The organism is Tepidiforma sp., from assembly GCF_026419595.1.
Taxonomy (GTDB): domain Bacteria; phylum Chloroflexota; class Dehalococcoidia; order Tepidiformales; family Tepidiformaceae; genus Tepidiforma.
The window spans coordinates 125,806-141,309 of record NZ_JANZZD010000005.1; the positions used below are offsets into that span (position 1 = coordinate 125,806).

15 protein-coding genes and 3 tRNA genes are annotated in these 15,504 nt (G+C 70.4%); 7 read left to right on the plus strand and 11 right to left on the minus strand.

The window, feature by feature from the left end; translation table 11 throughout:
• Positions 1 to 76 precede the first annotated feature (76 nt).
• A complete protein-coding gene (locus N2041_RS04550; RefSeq protein ID WP_297676257.1) occupies positions 77 to 739 on the plus strand; it encodes a zinc ribbon domain-containing protein in 663 nt (220 codons plus the stop codon).
• A 75-nt stretch (positions 740 to 814) separates the two neighbouring features.
• Here N2041_RS04550 and N2041_RS04555 read toward each other — a convergent pair whose 3' ends face one another.
• Positions 815 to 1,696, minus strand: a complete 882-nt coding sequence (locus N2041_RS04555) for a DRTGG domain-containing protein (RefSeq protein WP_297676259.1) — start codon at positions 1,694 to 1,696, stop codon at positions 815 to 817.
• A gap of 102 nt (positions 1,697 to 1,798) precedes the next feature.
• Between N2041_RS04555 and N2041_RS04560 the strand changes: the two genes are divergently transcribed.
• The 5 genes from N2041_RS04560 (at position 1,799) to N2041_RS04580 (ending at position 3,247) form a co-directional block, all read left to right on the plus strand.
• Positions 1,799 to 2,284 (plus strand): 6-carboxytetrahydropterin synthase, encoded by a 486-nt coding sequence (locus tag N2041_RS04560; RefSeq protein ID WP_297676260.1) that lies wholly within the window; start codon positions 1,799 to 1,801, stop codon positions 2,282 to 2,284.
• 33 nt (positions 2,285 to 2,317) lie between these two features.
• Positions 2,318 to 2,863 (plus strand): hypothetical protein, encoded by a 546-nt coding sequence (locus N2041_RS04565; RefSeq protein WP_297676262.1) that lies wholly within the window; start codon positions 2,318 to 2,320, stop codon positions 2,861 to 2,863.
• Between the two features lie 53 nt (positions 2,864 to 2,916).
• Positions 2,917 to 2,991, plus strand: a tRNA-Gly gene (locus N2041_RS04570).
• Between the two features lie 68 nt (positions 2,992 to 3,059).
• A tRNA-Leu gene (locus N2041_RS04575) sits at positions 3,060 to 3,145 on the plus strand.
• A 28-nt stretch (positions 3,146 to 3,173) separates the two neighbouring features.
• Positions 3,174 to 3,247 (plus strand) — tRNA-Gln (locus N2041_RS04580).
• A 20-nt stretch (positions 3,248 to 3,267) separates the two neighbouring features.
• Here N2041_RS04580 and N2041_RS04585 read toward each other — a convergent pair.
• The 5 genes from N2041_RS04585 to N2041_RS04605 form a co-directional block, all read right to left on the minus strand.
• Positions 3,268 to 3,915, minus strand: a complete 648-nt coding sequence (locus N2041_RS04585; RefSeq protein ID WP_297676264.1) for a TrkA family potassium uptake protein — start codon at positions 3,913 to 3,915, stop codon at positions 3,268 to 3,270.
• A gap of 2 nt (positions 3,916 to 3,917) precedes the next feature.
• Positions 3,918 to 5,306 carry a TrkH family potassium uptake protein gene (locus N2041_RS04590; protein WP_297676266.1) on the minus strand — a complete coding sequence of 463 codons (1,389 nt, stop codon included), beginning with the start codon at positions 5,304 to 5,306 and terminating at the stop codon, positions 3,918 to 3,920.
• A gap of 93 nt (positions 5,307 to 5,399) precedes the next feature.
• A complete protein-coding gene (locus N2041_RS04595) occupies positions 5,400 to 7,049 on the minus strand; it encodes a long-chain fatty acid--CoA ligase (protein ID WP_297676269.1) in 1,650 nt (549 codons plus the stop codon).
• 91 nt (positions 7,050 to 7,140) lie between these two features.
• Positions 7,141 to 7,869 carry an SCO1664 family protein gene (locus N2041_RS04600; protein WP_297676271.1) on the minus strand — a complete coding sequence of 243 codons (729 nt, stop codon included), beginning with the start codon at positions 7,867 to 7,869 and terminating at the stop codon, positions 7,141 to 7,143.
• A gap of 43 nt (positions 7,870 to 7,912) precedes the next feature.
• Positions 7,913 to 8,803 (minus strand): PhzF family phenazine biosynthesis isomerase, encoded by an 891-nt coding sequence (locus N2041_RS04605; protein WP_297676274.1) that lies wholly within the window; start codon positions 8,801 to 8,803, stop codon positions 7,913 to 7,915.
• A 50-nt stretch (positions 8,804 to 8,853) separates the two neighbouring features.
• Between N2041_RS04605 and N2041_RS04610 the strand changes: the two genes are divergently transcribed.
• Complete coding sequence (locus N2041_RS04610) at positions 8,854 to 9,369, plus strand: CinA family protein (protein WP_297676276.1); 516 nt, start codon at positions 8,854 to 8,856, stop codon at positions 9,367 to 9,369.
• Here N2041_RS04610 and N2041_RS04615 read toward each other — a convergent pair.
• The 5 genes from N2041_RS04615 to carA form a co-directional block, all read right to left on the minus strand.
• Positions 9,366 to 10,127, minus strand: a complete 762-nt coding sequence (locus tag N2041_RS04615) for a hypothetical protein (protein WP_297676278.1) — start codon at positions 10,125 to 10,127, stop codon at positions 9,366 to 9,368. The genes N2041_RS04610 and N2041_RS04615 overlap by 4 nt on opposite strands.
• The gene (carB, locus tag N2041_RS04620) at positions 10,117 to 13,383 is read right to left on the minus strand and encodes a carbamoyl-phosphate synthase large subunit (protein ID WP_297676281.1); all 3,267 of its coding nucleotides are present in this window, start codon (positions 13,381 to 13,383) and stop codon (positions 10,117 to 10,119) included. Before carB ends, N2041_RS04615 begins: the two co-directional genes overlap by 11 nt.
• A gap of 82 nt (positions 13,384 to 13,465) precedes the next feature.
• Positions 13,466 to 13,888 carry a hypothetical protein gene (locus N2041_RS04625; RefSeq protein ID WP_297676283.1) on the minus strand — a complete coding sequence of 141 codons (423 nt, stop codon included), beginning with the start codon at positions 13,886 to 13,888 and terminating at the stop codon, positions 13,466 to 13,468.
• A gap of 28 nt (positions 13,889 to 13,916) precedes the next feature.
• Complete coding sequence (locus N2041_RS04630; protein ID WP_270056237.1) at positions 13,917 to 14,366, minus strand: GNAT family N-acetyltransferase; 450 nt, start codon at positions 14,364 to 14,366, stop codon at positions 13,917 to 13,919.
• Positions 14,363 to 15,460 carry a glutamine-hydrolyzing carbamoyl-phosphate synthase small subunit gene (gene carA / locus N2041_RS04635; protein WP_297676287.1) on the minus strand — a complete coding sequence of 366 codons (1,098 nt, stop codon included), beginning with the start codon at positions 15,458 to 15,460 and terminating at the stop codon, positions 14,363 to 14,365. The genes N2041_RS04630 and carA overlap by 4 nt, the downstream gene beginning before the upstream one ends.
• Between the last annotated feature and the right edge of the window lie 44 nt (positions 15,461 to 15,504).

The window sequence follows — 15,504 nt, forward strand, 5'->3', positions numbered from 1 at the left end:
TGAGCGATTACGGCGCTGCATGTTGCCCCCGGCTGCGGTAAGGTGATGCGGGGCTGGCGCCCCGCCGGAGCTGAGGATGTTCGATTCGTGGCCCGGGGGCTCCTGGGAAGCGACGGTCCGGTACGTCGTCGCCGTGCTGGTGCTCTACCTCGCGGCGGTCTGGGTCGCCCTCGTGTTCTGGACTTACCGGGATATCCGGCAGCGGACGCGCGACCCGGTCCTGCAGACGGTCGCCGTGCTGCTCGTCCTGCTGTTCTTCCTGCCGGGGCACTGGGTCTACCTGATCGTGCGGCCCCGGTACACGCTCGCCGAGCTGTACGAGCGGTCGCTCGAAGAGGAGGCGCTGCTGCAGGAGCTGGAGGACCAGAAGGCGTGTCCCACCTGCAAGCGGCGCGTGCAGGATGACTTCCTCGTTTGCCCGTCCTGCCGGACGCAGCTGAAGGAGCCATGCCGGCAGTGCGGGCGGCCGCTGAGCTATGCGTGGGTCGCCTGCCCCTACTGCGGGCTCGAAAAGCCGCCGCGCGAAGGGTTCGGCGCGCGCCCGGTCCGGGCACCCCAGCCCCGGCAGTACGCCGCGCCGCCGCCGGCAGCCCCGCCGCGGCAGCAGGCCCCGGCCGCGCCCAGGGTGCCGCCCGGCCCCGCGCCGCAGCCGCGGCCGAACCGCGACCCGTTCGGCGCGCGGCAGGGAGAAACGCAGGCACGGCCCGGGGGCGAAGAAGGCCCGATCATCGGCGGCTGAGGGCACGAGGAAGTCCGCTCGTGCGCGTTTCCCATGAGACCTTTGCCCGCCACGCCCGGGGCGTGGAGCGCGGGATCAGGCGGTCGCGGAGGCGGGCGCCCCGAGGAGCGCGTCGAGCAGCGGTGTGCCGGCGAGGAGGTCGCTCATCCGGTCAAGCTTCCGTTCGCCGCGGAACCGCGTACCCTCGAAGACCCGCTCGAGCGCGATGACCGTGTTTTCCGTGTCGGTCCGGGAGAGGACGACCGGGACGCCGCTGGCCGAGGCCGCATCCAGCGTGTAGCCGCTGGGGTGGCGGCCGCCGGTCAGGATGAGCGCATTGGGGTTTGCGCGCAGGGCGGCGAGGTGCATATCCGTCCGGTCGAACCGCGCCACGACCGTCATCGACGGGAAGCGGCGGAAGTAGGGCTGACCGGCGTCCGACCCGATGGGCGCGATTACGAGGTAGTCCGAGGTCGTATCGGCAGGGACGTCGCCCGGCAGGAGCACCTCGGCGTGGAGCCAGCGGAGCGCTTCGTCGAGGGCGAACCCGGCCAGGGTGCGGTCTTCGCCGACTTCGATCTGCAGCGGCGACCCTTCGCCGACGCGGACCCCGCGAAGCCCGGGAACCGCGGTGACGACGACCGCGACGGCGCCTGCCGGCGCTGGGCCGCCCGCTTTGCCCGCCCGGGAGACGGCGACGACGGCGGCACCGGCCGGCACCGCGGCGGCCGGGCATTCGACCACGAGCGTCTCGACGGCCGCAGGGGCCGGGATCTCGGAGAGGGCTTCGGCCGGGCTGCCCGGCGCGAAGTCGAGCGCCGCGAACCAGGCCGCATCCTCCGCTGCGCGGCCCGCCGGGTCGGCGAGGCGCACGAGGCGCGTCGGCCGGCCGCGGTAGGCGAGCGCCCGGGCGATGGCGGCGGCGACCCCGGTCTTGCCCGCCCCGGGTTCGGCGGAGGTCACGGCGATGATGCTCACGCGGCAGGCTCCTGCGCCGGTTGGCGCCAGCATGGATTGTGACGAACGGAACGGATTGCGGCAACGCGCGCCGTTCACCCCGCAGCGGCTACGATCGAACGCATGCACACCACACGCAAAGTTTCCGTCGAACGCAACCGCCTCCGCTTCGCCGCCGCCCATATGGCCACCTTCGGGGGTGCCTGCGAGCCGCTCCACGGCCACAACTACGATGTCATCGTCGAAATCGAAGGGCCGCTGACCGACGACGGCTGGGTCTGGGACTTCGGCGCGGTGAAGCGGGCCGCGCGCGAGCTCGCAGAGCTGCTCGACCACAAGTTCCTGCTCCAGCGCAAGAGCGCGCACCTCGACATCCGGGAAGAGCCGGACGTGTGGGAGGTTTCGTTCCGGGGCAAGACCTACCGGTTCCCGGCCAGCGATGTGCTGCCGCTCCCGATTCCGAACTCCACCGCCGAGTGCATCGCCGAGTGGTTCACGGGGCAGCTGCTGGACGCGCTGCAGCGCCAGGGCGCGACGCACCTCCGGCGCATCACCGTCGGCATCGAAGAAATGCCCGGGCAGGTCGGCTGGTATACACTGGAGTTGTGAGCGGCCCGTTCCGCTTCGATCCGGAGGATTCCCATGCAGCTCGACTGGGACAAGACCATCAACGAGATTCTCTCGGAGAAGCTCGCCTGCCAGGCCTGCGGTGCGCTGGGCGACGAGATGGTGGTTGGCTACACGCGCGAGCCCTCCGCGGCTGAATTCGCGGCCCGCTGCCGCGACTGCACCGACAAATCCGACTGCGACGCCCGGAAGCTCGTCGTCGTGTGCGAGCCCTGCGCCCGCATCCACCGGGTGAACGGCGAGCTGATGGACGAAACCGGCATGATGACCATGATGCTCGAGGAGTGCCGGCGGAACCTCGAGGACTCGATCGATTACCTGTCCACCTACTGGAAGGAAGAGACGGACGTCAGCTACGACGAGATGAAGAAGGGGCTCCACGAGGTCGACCCGGAACTGTTCCGGGAGGAAGACGCGTGGCGGATGCGGCTCGAGGAGGAGTACCTGCAGCTGCATCGCTGGTTCCGCGAGCACGGCGTGCCGATCCCCGACCCGGGCTGGCGGAGCCAGTACGTCGAGGAAGTCATCGGGCTCGGCTACACGACGCTCCTCGGCGATTGAGCCTCGGCGGCCCTTGGCGCATCGCCGGGCCGTGGTATACTTCGAGGTGCCAGGCGGAAGTAGCTCAGTGGTAGAGCGCCTCCTTGCCAAGGAGGAGGTCGCGAGTTCGAACCTCGTCTTCCGCTCCAACTGCTCACCCCGCCCGCCGCATCGGCGGGCGTTTCTTTTGCCCGGGCCGGGTATGATGGCGAAGGGAGCCGAAGTGGCGGAATGGCAGACGCGGCGGTCTCAAAAACCGCTGAGTGCAAGCTCGTGTGGGTTCGAATCCCACCTTCGGCACCAGCGGCACGACCCGCGCGATTCCCGGCGATGCCGAGTGGTGTAACGGTAGCACACGGGCCTTTGGAGCCTATGGTCGGGGTTCGAATCCCTGCTCGGCAACCATCCTCGCCGCGCCCTGCTCGCTAGCTGCCGGCCTTCCGCAGCTGCTCGTCCTCGCCCGCGATCAGCCACACGTCGCCATCTTCGACGATGACGTCACGGTCGGGACGGAAGGTCACGAGGTCGTTCCGCACCATGGCGAGGAGCACGACGTTGTGCCGCGTGAACGCCTCGAGCGAGCCGATCGTCCGGCCGACGGCGGTGATCGGCGCCTGCAGCTTCGCGACACCGTAGGTCGGGCCGAGCGAGAGGTACTCCTGGAGGTGGCTGGAGGGGCCGAGCGTGTGGGCCAGCCGGATGGCCGCCTCCTGCTCCGGCGACACGACGAGGTCAGCGCCGGCCAGCCGCAGGGCTTCCGCATGGTCGTTCGTGCTCGCCTTGGCGACGACGTGCTTCAGCGAGAGCCGCCGTTTGAGCGTCAGCGTGAGCAGCACCGAGGTCGCGATTTCGGACCCGATCGCGACGACGACGGCGTCGTAATCGCCCAGCGCGAGGCTCTGGAGGAATTCGAAATCGGTCAGGTCGCCGGCAGCCGCGAGGGTCGCCGTCTCGGCGAGCTCGTTCACGCGGGCGTCGTCGCGGTCGACGGCGAGGACTTCGACGCCGATGGCGACGAGCTCTTCCGCCAGCTGCGAACCGAACCGGCCGAGGCCGAGGATGGCGACGTTCATGGCTAACTCAACCTCACGCTGTCGATGGGGTGATGGTAGGGGACTTTCCGGCGCGGCCGCGTCATGTAGAGCACGAGCATGACGGGGCTGAAGCGGCCCGCCAGCATCGCGAGGATTAGCACGAGGTGGCCGTCCGCGCCGAAATTGACCGTGCCGGCTGTCGAAAGTCCGACCGTCGATATTGCGGACTGGGCCTCGAAGAGGATGTCGATGAACGGCCGGTCGACCGTGAAGGTCAGCGCAAGGCCGAAGCCGAACAGCAGCGCGACGTGGTAGAGCGCCAGCGTCGTCGCCTGCTGGATGACGGCCTGAGGGATGCGCTTCCGGAATGCCGACACGTCGTCGGCGCCGCGGATGGTCGCCACCATGACGGCGAAGAGGAGCGAGAACGCGCCGACCTTCAGGCCGCCGCCCGTGGAGCCTGCCGCCGCGCCGACGAACATGAGGCCGATGGTCGCGAGCTTCGTCTGGTCGTGCAGGCCCGACATGTCGATGGCGCTGAAGCCGGCGGTCCGGGCGCTCGTGCTCTGGAACAGCGCCACGAGCGGCCGTTCGACCGGGTCGAGCCCGCCGAGCGTGCGCTGGTTGTTCCACTCGACGGCCGCCGTGAACAGCATGCCGGAGGCGAGCAGCGCAGCGCTCGTGATGTAGATGAGCTTGTTGTCGAGCGGCAGCCGGGCGAAGGAGCGCCGGCGCATCAGGTTGACGATCGGCAGGAAGCCGATGCCGCCGAGCACGATGAGCACGATGAGCGTGCCGAGGATGACCGGGTTGCCGGTGTAGGGGGTCATGTCGCGCCCGGTGAGGCTGAAGCCGGCGTTGTTGAACGCCGAGACGGAGTGGAAGATGCCCCACCATGCCGCCTGCCCGGAGGGCACGCCTTCGCCGCGGAAGGCCCCCCAGAGGATGATGGCGCCGGCCGCCTCGGCGACGAAGGTGAAGACGGCCACGCTCCGCGCGAACGAAAACGTCTCGTGCATGCTCGGCGCGCCGTAGTAGAGCCGCAGCATGTTCCGGTCGCGGATGCCGATCTGGCGCCCGAGCGCCCACATGACGACCGTCGTGCCGACCATATAGCCGAGGCCGCCGATCTGGATGAGGACGAGGATGACGACCTCGCCGAGCGCACTCCAGTGGGTGGGCGTGTCGACGACCGTGAGACCGGTAACGCAGATGGCCGAGACCGCCGTGAACAGGGCGTCCTTCGGGTGGACCCAGGTTCGGTCTTCGGACGCCGCGGGCGTACAAAGGATGAGCGTGCCCACGAGGAGGATGAGCCCGAAGCCGACGGCGAGGCGGGCGACGCCGCTGCTGACGGCCGGGCGGCGCCGCTGGCCGACCATGCGCGCCGTGAGGATGCCGTGGGGCGCCTCGGCCGGGGCTTCACGCACGGGAGCAGCTCACCGTGGACGAACCGGAGCCCGCCGGGCGCCGGCAGGCCGGTTGCTGTTGCGCCGGGCCCGGCTCCTCCTCCACCGGCCGTTTCACCCTGCCGGTGAGGCTGCCCAGCGGTTCGCGACCTCCGCGAGCTGGTCGCGCAGCTGGTTCTTCGCGAACTTGCCGACGCTCGTCCGGGGGAGCGCATCGAGGAACACGACCTCGTCCGGCAGCCACCACTTGGCGACCTTCTCCGCGAGGTAGTCGCGGATTTCGTCGGCAGTGAGCTGGCCCCGGTACTCCGGCTTCGGGACGACGGCCGCCACGGGCCGCTCCTGCCAGCGCGGATGGGGCAGGCCGACGACCGCGGCTTCGAGCACCTTCGGGTGGGCCATGATGAGGTTCTCGAGCTCGACGGACGAAATCCATTCGCCGCCGGACTTCACGAGGTCCTTCGTCCGGTCGACGAGCTGGACGTAGCCGAGGGGGTCGATCGTCGCGACGTCGCCCGTGCGCAGCCAGCCGTCCATGAACTTCTCGGACGCAGTCGGGTCGTTGTAGTAGGTGCCGGTGATGTAGGGGCCCCGAATCTGCAGCTCGCCGATGGACTTGCCGTCCCAGGGCTGCTCCTTGCCGGTTTCGAGGTCGACGATGCGCCATTCGAGCGTCGGCACGATGACGCCCTGTTTCGCCATGACCTCGAGCTGCTTCTCCTCGCTGTAGTCCTGCATCGTCGAACGGATGCGGGTGAGCGAGGCGAGCGGCGACGTTTCCGTCATGCCCCAGGCGTGCACGAGGCGGATGCCGTGCCGGCGGAGCCCGGCGATGAGTGCGGGGGGCGCCGCCGAGCCGCCGCAGAGGACGCGCTGGAGCTTGGGCAGCTTCCGGCCGGTCTGGTCGAGCAGGTTCAGGACGGGCAGCCAGACGGTCGGGACGCCGGCCGAAATGGTCACGCCTTCGCGGTCGAGCAGGTTGACGACCCGCTCGGCATCGAGGAAGCGGTCGGAGAAGACCTGTGAGGCACCGGCGTTCGCGGCCGCGTAGGGCAGGCCCCAGGCGTTGGCGTGGAACATCGGCACCGCGTACATGAGCGTGTCGACTTCGGAGATGTTGACCGAATCCGGCAGGGCCGCGACGAGGGAGTGGATCATCGTCGACCGGTGGCTGTAGACGACGCCCTTCGGGTTGCCGGTCGTGCCCGAGGTGTAGCACATGGCCGCGGCGGCGCGCTCGTCGATCGACGGCCACGCGAACCGCTCATCGCCGGAGGCGAGGAAGTCGAAGTAGTCGACGGTGCGCGGCAGTTTGCCGGTGGGCTCCGGCCCCTCGTTCATGAGCACGACGAGCCGGACGGATGGAATCTTGCCGGCGAGCCCTTCGAGGATCGGCAGGACCGAGCGGTCGCAGAAGATCACCTCGTCCTGCGCGTGGTTGATGATGTACTCGAGCTGGTCGGCGAAAAGCCGGACGTTGAGCGTGTGGAGGACGGCGCCCATGCAGGGGATGGCGAAGTAGCACTCGAGGTGACGCTGCGTGTTCCAGCCGAAGGTCGCCACCCGGGTGCCCTCCTTCACACCCTCCTTCGCGAGGGCGCTGGCGAGCCGGTGGACATTCCGCGCGAGCTCGCCGTAGGTCGAGCGGACGGCGTCGCCGGATTCGGTATAGGTCGCGACGGGCTTGTCGTAGAAGAGCCGCTCGACCCTCCAGAAGATGCTCTGCACCGTGAGCGGCATGTCCATCATCGTGCTGGGGAACATCGCGGAACCTCCCTGCGAGCTGGCCCTCCGGGGGCGCCGTACACATTACGAACGCAGGTTGAGCGGGCGCAAGGGAGCGGGGACTGCGCTCTTACACGAGCGGCCACGGGTGGTGCCGCGCCGCGCCCGGGACCGGGAACGTCCGGCGCGCGAGGAGCCGCCCGAGCCGGCGCGCCGCGGCCCGGAATTCGGCTTCGGTGAGCAGCGCACGCAGGTCTTCCGCTTCGCCGCCGGGCTCCTCCAGCCGCGCGGCGGCCGCCTCGAGGTCGGCGAGCAGCCCTGGCGGGATCGGCTCGCCGGCCCAGTCCCAGATGACGCTGCGCAGCTTCTCCTGCTCGTGGAAGCAGAGGCCGTTGTCGATGCCCCAGATGTGCCCGGAGGGGTCGAGCAGGCAGTGGCCGCCCTTGCGGTCGGCGTTGTTGGCGATGGCATCGAACAGGCAGAGCCGCTGGAGTTGCGGCCAGAGGGCCGGGTCTTCGCGCTGGACGAAGAAGTGGCGCTCCGGGTCGTGCTCGATGAAGAGCTGGACAGAGCCGACGCCGGACGGACCCTCGCGGATGACCGTCGGCGGGACGACTGGCCAGCGGAGGAGTTTCGCGAGGCGGTAGGCGGCCGCCTCCCGGCGGTAGAGGGTGCCGTGGGGGAAGTCCCAGAGCGGCGTTTCGCCGTCACGCGGCTTGTAGATGGCGAGGAGGTCGCGGCCCCGGCTGCGGAGCTGTGCGAGGAAGACGTAGTTCGAGGAGTACCAGACCGGGCGGCAGCCGGCGAACTCCGCGTCCAGCAGCTCCGCTTCCACCGCCTCGAGGTCGGCAGCGTCCATCCGGTTCGAGCCTAGCAGAACGCACGGCGGTGCGCGGCGGGCCTCACACGGCGATCGTCCCGCGCAGCACGGTGACGGCGGTGCCGGCGATGCGGATGCCGACGGGCTCGTCGCCGTCCGCGTCCACTTCGACCTCGACCAGCCCGGGACGGCCCATGAGGTGGCCCTGCTCGACGGTATAGCGCGGCTCGCGGACGAGGCCGTACTTCCAGAGGTAGGCGGCCATCGCCCCGGTTGCGCTGCCGGTGACGGGGTCCTCGGGGACGCCGGCGCTGGCGGCGAAGTGCCGCGCGTGCGCCCGGTGGCCGGGCTCCATCGCTTCGAGGCAGAAGACGTGGGTGCTGAAGTAGTGCCCGACCTCCTCGAGGTCGCCGAGGTGCTGGTAGTTCGGCCGCAGCCGGCGGAGCACGTCGAGCGAGCGCACCGGCACCATCGCCTGCGGCGTGCCGGTCGAAACGACCTGCACCGGCGCGTCCGCGAGGATGTCGGAGGGCGCGATGCCCAGCGCGTCGGCGATGACGCTGCGGTCGAGCCGCCGTCCGAATTCCGGCCGCCCCTGCGTCATCACGACCCGGACGTTCCGGTCGGCGTCGAGGGCAATGTCGACCGGCAGAAGGCCGATGCTCAGCTCCTGCGTCACGCGGACCGGGCCGCCTGAGAGGTCGATGCGGCCTTCTTCGACGAGCGCGTGCATCGTCGCGATGGTCGGGTGGCCCGCGAGCGGGATCTCCTTCGCGGGTGTGAAGAAACGCACGCGGAACATCGCCCGGCGGGACGGGAGGACGAAGGCGGTTTCGCTCGCGTTCAGCTCGCGCGCGATGGCCTGCATCTGGTCGTCGCTGAGGCCGTCGGCGCGGGTGACGACGCCGCAGGGGTTGCCCGCGTAGCGCCGAGTGGTGAACGCGTCCACAATCTTGACCTGGTACTCCGGCATGGCCGGAAGGATAACAGGCCCGCCCGGCCCGGGCGGCGAGGGATGGCGAGATGGCCGGTTTTCCGCTCGAACACGATGCGCTCGCGGCCCAGGTCGGCGAGCTGCTGGCCGCCCGCGGCGAAAAGGTCGCGGTTTCGGAGACGACGGCCGGGGGACTCATCAGCGCCCGGATGCTGAGCGTGCCCGGGGCATCGCGGTGGTACGACGGCGGCATCATCCCCTACGCCGGCGCCCACCGCTGGACGCAGCTGGAGCTCGACGTCGAGATCGCGCGGCAGCACGGGGCCGTGAGCGCACCGTGGGTCGCGGCCACCGCGGAGGGGCTGCGGAAGGCGCTCGGCTGCGCCTGGGCGCTCGCCGAGAGCGGCATCGCCGGCCCGCAGGGAAGCCGCCGCTCGCCGAAGCCCGTCGGCTCGGTCGTCATCGCGCTCGCCGGGCCGGCCGGTGCGGTGACCGAGGAGCACCTCTTCCCCGGCTCGCGGGTGGAGGTGATGGCGCAGATCGCCGAGCGGGCGCTCCGGCTCCTGCGCGAGGCGCTCGAGGCTGCCGGCCCGCCGGGCGGCTAGAAGACGTCGAACAGGTTGAACCGCGGGCCGTCCTTGCAGCAGAGCCGGACGCCGTGGCGGGTGAAGATGGCGCAGCCGTAGCACATGCCCCAGCCGCAGGGCATGTTCTCCTCCATGAGGATTTCGGGCGATTGCCGCCGGCCGTTCCCGCGGAGGGTATCGGCGAGCGCCTGGAACATCGGGTTCGGGCCGCACGCGTAGATGCGGTTCGCCCACGCCTGGTAGCTGCCGAGGTGCGCGGTCACGTAGCCCCGCGGCCCGGCGGAGCCGTCTTCCGTGACGACGACGTATTCGACTTCGCGCGGCCATTCGGAGGCCGGCAGGAGGTGGGCTGCCGTGCGCGCGCCCATCATCGCGACGACGTGGTGGCCGGCGGCGACCGCCCGGAAGGCCGTTTCGACGAGCGGCGCCACGCCCACGCCCCCGCCGATGAGGAGCAGGTTCGACGGGGCCTCGGGAAGGCGGAAGCCGCGGCCGAGCGGGCCGTAGGCGCGGACCGGCGTGCCCGGCGGCTGCTCGCTCAGCCAGCGGGTGCCCTTGCCGACGACGGCGTAGCAGAGCGCGAACCGCTCGCCGTCGACGCGGTAGTAGCTGAAGGCGCGGGCGAACATCGGGTCGGTCCGCTCGCGGCTGCAGTGAACCATGACGAACTGGCCGGGTTCGACGCTGCGGCTGAGTGCGGGCGCCTGGAACCACGTGATGTACGCGCCTTCCCACGCCGCGCGCGTCTCCAGGATGACGGCGTCCTCAATCTGCACCGAGGTACTCCCGCACCGTCGCGACGTCGTAATCGGCCGGCCGGGCGAGCGCCTGGATGGCGGCCCGGGCCGTATCGATGCTGGTGAAGCAGGGGATGCGCCGTTCGGCGGCGGCCCGCCGGATGTGGAAGCCGTCGCGCAGCGAGCCGGTCATCCGCCCCTCCGGCGTGTTGATGACGCACTGGACCGTGCCATCCATGATGACGTCCACCACGTTCGGGTGGCCCCCGCTGAGCACCTTCGTCACCGTGGTGACCGGCAGGCCGAGGGCGGCGATCATCCGGCTCGTCCCCTCAGTGGCGTAGAGCCGGTAGCCGGCCTCGGCGAGCTGGTGGATGAGCGGCAGCGCGTCGGCTTTGGTCCGGTCGGAGATGCTGAGGAGGATGGAGGCCTTCGGCGGAAGGGCGAGGTCGGCAGCGATGAGCGCCTTCGCGAGCGCGGCTTCGAACGTGCGGTCGACGCCCATCACCTCGCCGGTGCTCTTCATCTCCGGCCCGAGGTAGGTATCGACCCCGGTCAGCTTCGACATCGAGAAGACCGGCGCCTTGATGGCGTACAGGCTGCGCTCCGGCCAGAGGCCGTCCGGGTAGCCCTGGTCGCCGAGCTTCCGGCCGAGCATCGCGCCGACCGCGAGCTGCACCATCGGCACGCCGGTGACTTTCGAGAGGAACGGGACGGTGCGGCTCGCGCGCGGGTTCACTTCGAGCACGAAGACGCGCGGCGGTTCGCCGGCCTTCCGGGGCAGCACGACGTACTGGATGTTGGTCAGGCCGATCGCCCCCATGCCGAGGACGATCCGCCGGGTGTAGTCGACGATGACGGCCTTCTCCTCGTCGTCGAGGTGGACGGGAGGGTAGACAGCCATCGAGTCGCCGGAGTGGACGCCCGCGCGCTCGATGTGCTCCATGATGCCCGGCACCAGCACCCGCTCGCCGTCGCAGATGGCATCGACTTCGACTTCAGCGCCCTCGAGGAACTTGTCGATGAGGATCGGCTTGCCGGCGGCGACTTCCGCCGCGGCGCCGACGAAGGTGACCAGCTCGGTCGCGTTCTGGACGATCTCCATCGCGCGGCCGCCGAGGACGTAGGAGGGCCGGACGAGCACCGGGTAGCCGATCTGCTGCGCGGTCTTCATCGCCTCTTCGAGCGTGGTGATCGCGGCGCCCGGCGGCTGGGGGATGCCGAGGTCCTGCAGGAACCGTTCGAACCGGCGCCGGTCCTCGGCGATGTCGATCGCCTCGGCGTCGGAGCCGATGATCGGCAGGCCCGCCCGGCGGAGCGGCCCGGCGACGTTGATGGCCGTCTGCCCGCCGAACTGGACGATGCTCGGCGGTGTGCCGGCCGGCCCTTCCGCCTCGTTCTCGATGATGTCCCGGATGGCTTCTTCGTCGAGCGGTTCGAAGTAGAGCCTGTCGGAGGTGTCGAAGTCCGTGGATACGGTCTCCGGGTTGGAATTGACCATGATGGCGCGGAGGCCCGCGCCCTGGAGCGCCCACGCGGCGTGGACGCTGGCGTAGTCGAACTCGATGCCCTGCCCGATGCGGATGGGGCCGCTGCCGACCACGAGCGCGCCGCGGCCTCCTTCCGGGAGGGCCTCGTTCTCCTGCTCGTACGTGCTGTAGAAGTACGGCGTCTCGGCGTCGAACTCGGCGGCGCAGGTATCCACCATCTTGTAGACGGGCCGGATGCCCCATTCGTGGCGGAGGGCGCGGATCTGCTCGGGCAGGCGGTCGGCGAGCTGGCCGACCATCTCGTCGCTGAAGCCCATCCGCTTCGCCTCGCGGAGGAGGTCGGGGTGGAGCGGCTCTTCGAGCAGGCGGCGCTCCATCCGGACGATGTTCTGCAGCCGCTCGAGGAACCACGGGTCGACGCCCCGGGAGCGGCGGGAGAGCTCGAGGATGTCTTCGCCCCGGCGGAGGGCCGCCATGAGCGCCCAGAGGCGCTCATCGGTCGCGTGGACCGGGATTTCGGCCGCGTCGCGCCATTCGGGCCGCTCCCAGAGGAGGCTGCGGCCGCCGACTTCGAGGGAGCGGACGGCTTTGTTCAGCGCCGCCTCGAAGGTGCGGTCGATGGCCATCACCTCGCCGGTCGCCTTCATCTGGGTCCCGAGCGTCCGGTCGCCGAGCGCGAACTTGTCGAACGGCCAGCGCGGGATTTTCACTACGACATAATCGAGCGCCGGCTCGAAGGCGGCGGTCGTCTTCTTCGTGACGGCGTTCGGGATTTCGTCGAGCGTCCGGCCGCAGGCGATCTTGGCGGCGACGCGGGCGATCGGGTAGCCGGTGGCCTTCGAGGCGAGCGCGGAAGAGCGGCTGACGCGGGGGTTCACTTCGATGACGTAGTAAGGGAGCGGCGCATCCGGGTCGCCGCGCCAGTCGCAAACGTCCTTGCGGGGCGCGAGCGAGAACTGGACGTTGCAGCCGCCTTCGATGCCGAGCTCCGAGATGATGCGGAGGGCCGCCGAGCGGAGCATCTGGTAGTCCTTGTCGCTCAGCGTCTGGGACGGCGCGACGACGATCGAGTCACCGGTGTGGACCCCCATCGGGTCCATGTTCTCCATGTTGCAGATGGTGATACAGTTGCCGGCCCCGTCGCGCATCACCTCATATTCGACCTCCTTCCAGCCGAGGAGGTTCTTCTCGACGAGGACCTGCGTGATGGGGCTGGCGGCGAGGCCCGACGCCGCGACGGCCCGGAGCTGGTCCATCGTGAAGGCCATGCCGCCGCCGGTCCCGCCGAGCGTGTAGGCGGGCCGGATGACGACCGGCAGGCCGATCTTCTCCGCTGCGGCCACGCACTCCTCGACGGTGTGGCAGATTTCGCTCTCGAGGACCGGCTCGCCGAGCTTGGCCAGCATCTCGCGGAAGAGCTCGCGGTCTTCGGCCCGGCGGATGGCGTCGAGCGGGGTGCCGAGCAGCCGCACGCCGTATTTCTCGAGGATGCCGGCCTTCGAGAGTTCGACGGCGAGGTTGAGGCCGGTCTGGCCGCCGAGCGTGGGCAGAAGCCCCTCCGGCCGCTCGCGGGCGATGATCCGTTCGAGCACCGGGACGGTGAGCGGTTCGATGTAGACGGCGTCGGCGATATCGAGGTCCGTCATGATGGTCGCGGGGTTGGAGTTGACGAGGATGCTGCGGACGCCCTCTTCGCGCATCGCCTTGCAGGCCTGCGTGCCGGCGTAGTCGAACTCCGCGGCCTGGCCGATGACGATCGGCCCGGACCCGATGATGAGGACGCTCGAAGGTTTCAACGATTCCATCTCCCGGTGAGGTCGAGTCGCGAAATTCGGCCGGGGACGCCCCGCGCGCGGCGCGGGGTCCCGGGGAGTGTGAGGCGCATGGTCAGCGCCCCCGCCCGCCGCGCAGGATGCGGCGCACCGGCAGCGGGACGAAGAGCAGCAGCGCCAGCGGCAGGGGCAGCAGCGCGACGCGCGCTTCGAGGAGGAGCAGCGCCTCGAGGACGCCGATCGCCGCGCCCAGCGCCGCCGGGGCGACGATGTGGTCAGCCGCATCGACGGTGCCCGCGGCGAGCAGCGCGCCGATGAGGAGGCTGCAGACGGCCGCCACGCCGAGCGAGACGGCGAACAGCCGCGCAAGGTCGGCGCCGGCCTTGCCGCCGGCGAAGCCCGGACCGGTGAAGCTGGCGATGGCGAAGATCGCGGCCATCACCAGCGCCGCGCTGCCGAACGCGAACGCGAAGTCGGCCGCGGCCGGCGCGCCGGCACGCGGGCGGATGGGGGCGTTGTTCCGCCGGCGGATGGTCATGCCCGGGCTCCCTGCGGCGGCTGGCATCTCAGAGCGGCAGCTCGAAGCGCATGTTCGGGTTCCGCAGCGGCACCATCGCGCCGATGCTCGAGAGGAAGCTGAGCGCGGGCTCGTTCCCCTCCGGCAGGCGGCCGCGGATGCGCTTGTAGCCGTGCTGGCGCGCGAACTCGAGGATCGCTTCGGCGAGGTCGGTGGCGATGCCCCGCCGCCGGTGGTCCGGCAGCACCCAGACGCCGAGGAGGCCGGTCCCCGGCTCCGCAGTGTCGAAATCGAGGGCGCCGAACGCGACGGGGATGCTCCCGTCGTAGGCGACGAAGAGCGCGCCATCGTCGCCCAGCCGGCGGAGCCACGCTTCGACCCGGCCGGCATCGAACGGCCCCTCGAGCCCGACGTTTTCGGAGCCCATGCCCCGCAGGATGGCCGCGATGCCCTCGGCATCGGCGGCGGTGGCCCGGCGAATCTCGGTCGCGCGCGTCATCGAACCCCTCCTTTGACGGCCGCCATCATCTCGATGAAGCGGTCGAAGATGTATTCGTTGTCCAGCGGGCCGGGGCAGGCCTCGCTGTGGTACTGGATGGTCATGAGCGGGTCGGTCCGCGAGGCGATGCCTTCGACGGTGCCGTCGTTCAGGTTGATGTGGCTGACGAACGCGCTCGCATCGAGCCCATCCGGGTCGACCGCGTAGCCGTGGTTCTGCGCCGTGATGGTCACGTGTCCGGAGACGAGGTCCTTGACCGGGTGGTTGCCGCCGCGGTGGCCGAACGGCAGTTTGAAGGTCCCCGCGCCGAGCGCCCGCGCCGCGACCTGGTGGCCGAGGCAGATGCCGAAGACGGGAACGCGGCCGATGAGCTGGCGCACCTCCCGCACCATGTGGTCGAGCAGCCGCGGGTCGCCGGGGCCGGGGGAGAGGCAGACGCCGTCGGGATGGAGGGCGAGAATCTCGGTTGCGGGCGTCCCCGCCGGGAACACGCGGACGGAGCAGCCGCGCCGCTCGAGGAGCCGCATGATGTTCCGCTTCACGCCGCCGTCGAGCAGCGCGACCCGGTAGCGCCCTTCGCCGAGCGGCACCGACCAGTCGTACACCCGCGGGGTGGTGACGGAATCGACCCAGTTGATGTCGTCGTAGCCGGGGAGGTCGCGCACGCGGGCCAGCGCCTGCTCGGGCGTTTCGTCCGTGGTAATCGTGCCGAGCATCACGCCGTGGCGGCGGATGCGGCGGGTGACCGCGCGCGTGTCGACGCCGTCGATGGCGACGACGCCGCGGGCCTCGAGGTATTCGCGCAGCGTCTGATGCGAGCGGAGGTGGCTCGGCTGGTCGGTGGCCTGCCGGACGATGAGCCCCGTCGGCTGGATGCGGGCGGACTCCTCGACGCGTTCATCGACGCCGTAGTTGCCGATGAGCGGGTAGGTGAGCACCAGCAGCTGCCCCGCGTAGGAGGGGTCGGTCAGCATCTCCTGGTAGCCCGTCATCGAGGTGTTGAAGACGACTTCGCCGTCGGCGCGGCCGGGCGCGCCGGCCGCGCGGCCGCGGTAGGCGGTCCCGTCAGCGAGCACGAGCCAGGCATCAGACATGCGCACCCTCCCGCTCCCATGCGAGCGTTCCATCGAAGATGACC

What these genes read in the sequence shown, in the direction of transcription:
- N2041_RS04550 (WP_297676257.1), top strand. Translation starts at nt 77, where the DNA reads ATGTTCGATTCGTGGCCCGGGGGCTCCTGGGAAGCGACGGTCCGGTAC.
- N2041_RS04560 (WP_297676260.1), top strand. Translation starts at nt 1,799, where the DNA reads ATGCACACCACACGCAAAGTTTCCGTCGAACGCAACCGCCTCCGCTTC.
- N2041_RS04565 (WP_297676262.1), top strand. Translation starts at nt 2,318, where the DNA reads ATGCAGCTCGACTGGGACAAGACCATCAACGAGATTCTCTCGGAGAAG.
- N2041_RS04585 (WP_297676264.1), bottom strand. Translation starts at nt 3,915, where the DNA reads ATGAACGTCGCCATCCTCGGCCTCGGCCGGTTCGGTTCGCAGCTGGCG.
- N2041_RS04595 (WP_297676269.1), bottom strand. Translation starts at nt 7,049, where the DNA reads ATGTTCCCCAGCACGATGATGGACATGCCGCTCACGGTGCAGAGCATC.
- N2041_RS04600 (WP_297676271.1), bottom strand. Translation starts at nt 7,869, where the DNA reads ATGGACGCTGCCGACCTCGAGGCGGTGGAAGCGGAGCTGCTGGACGCG.
- N2041_RS04605 (WP_297676274.1), bottom strand. Translation starts at nt 8,803, where the DNA reads ATGCCGGAGTACCAGGTCAAGATTGTGGACGCGTTCACCACTCGGCGC.
- N2041_RS04610 (WP_297676276.1), top strand. Translation starts at nt 8,854, where the DNA reads ATGGCCGGTTTTCCGCTCGAACACGATGCGCTCGCGGCCCAGGTCGGC.
- carB (WP_297676281.1), bottom strand. Translation starts at nt 13,383, where the DNA reads ATGGAATCGTTGAAACCTTCGAGCGTCCTCATCATCGGGTCCGGGCCG.
- N2041_RS04625 (WP_297676283.1), bottom strand. Translation starts at nt 13,888, where the DNA reads ATGACCATCCGCCGGCGGAACAACGCCCCCATCCGCCCGCGTGCCGGC.
- N2041_RS04630 (WP_270056237.1), bottom strand. Translation starts at nt 14,366, where the DNA reads ATGACGCGCGCGACCGAGATTCGCCGGGCCACCGCCGCCGATGCCGAG.
- carA (WP_297676287.1), bottom strand. Translation starts at nt 15,460, where the DNA reads ATGTCTGATGCCTGGCTCGTGCTCGCTGACGGGACCGCCTACCGCGGC.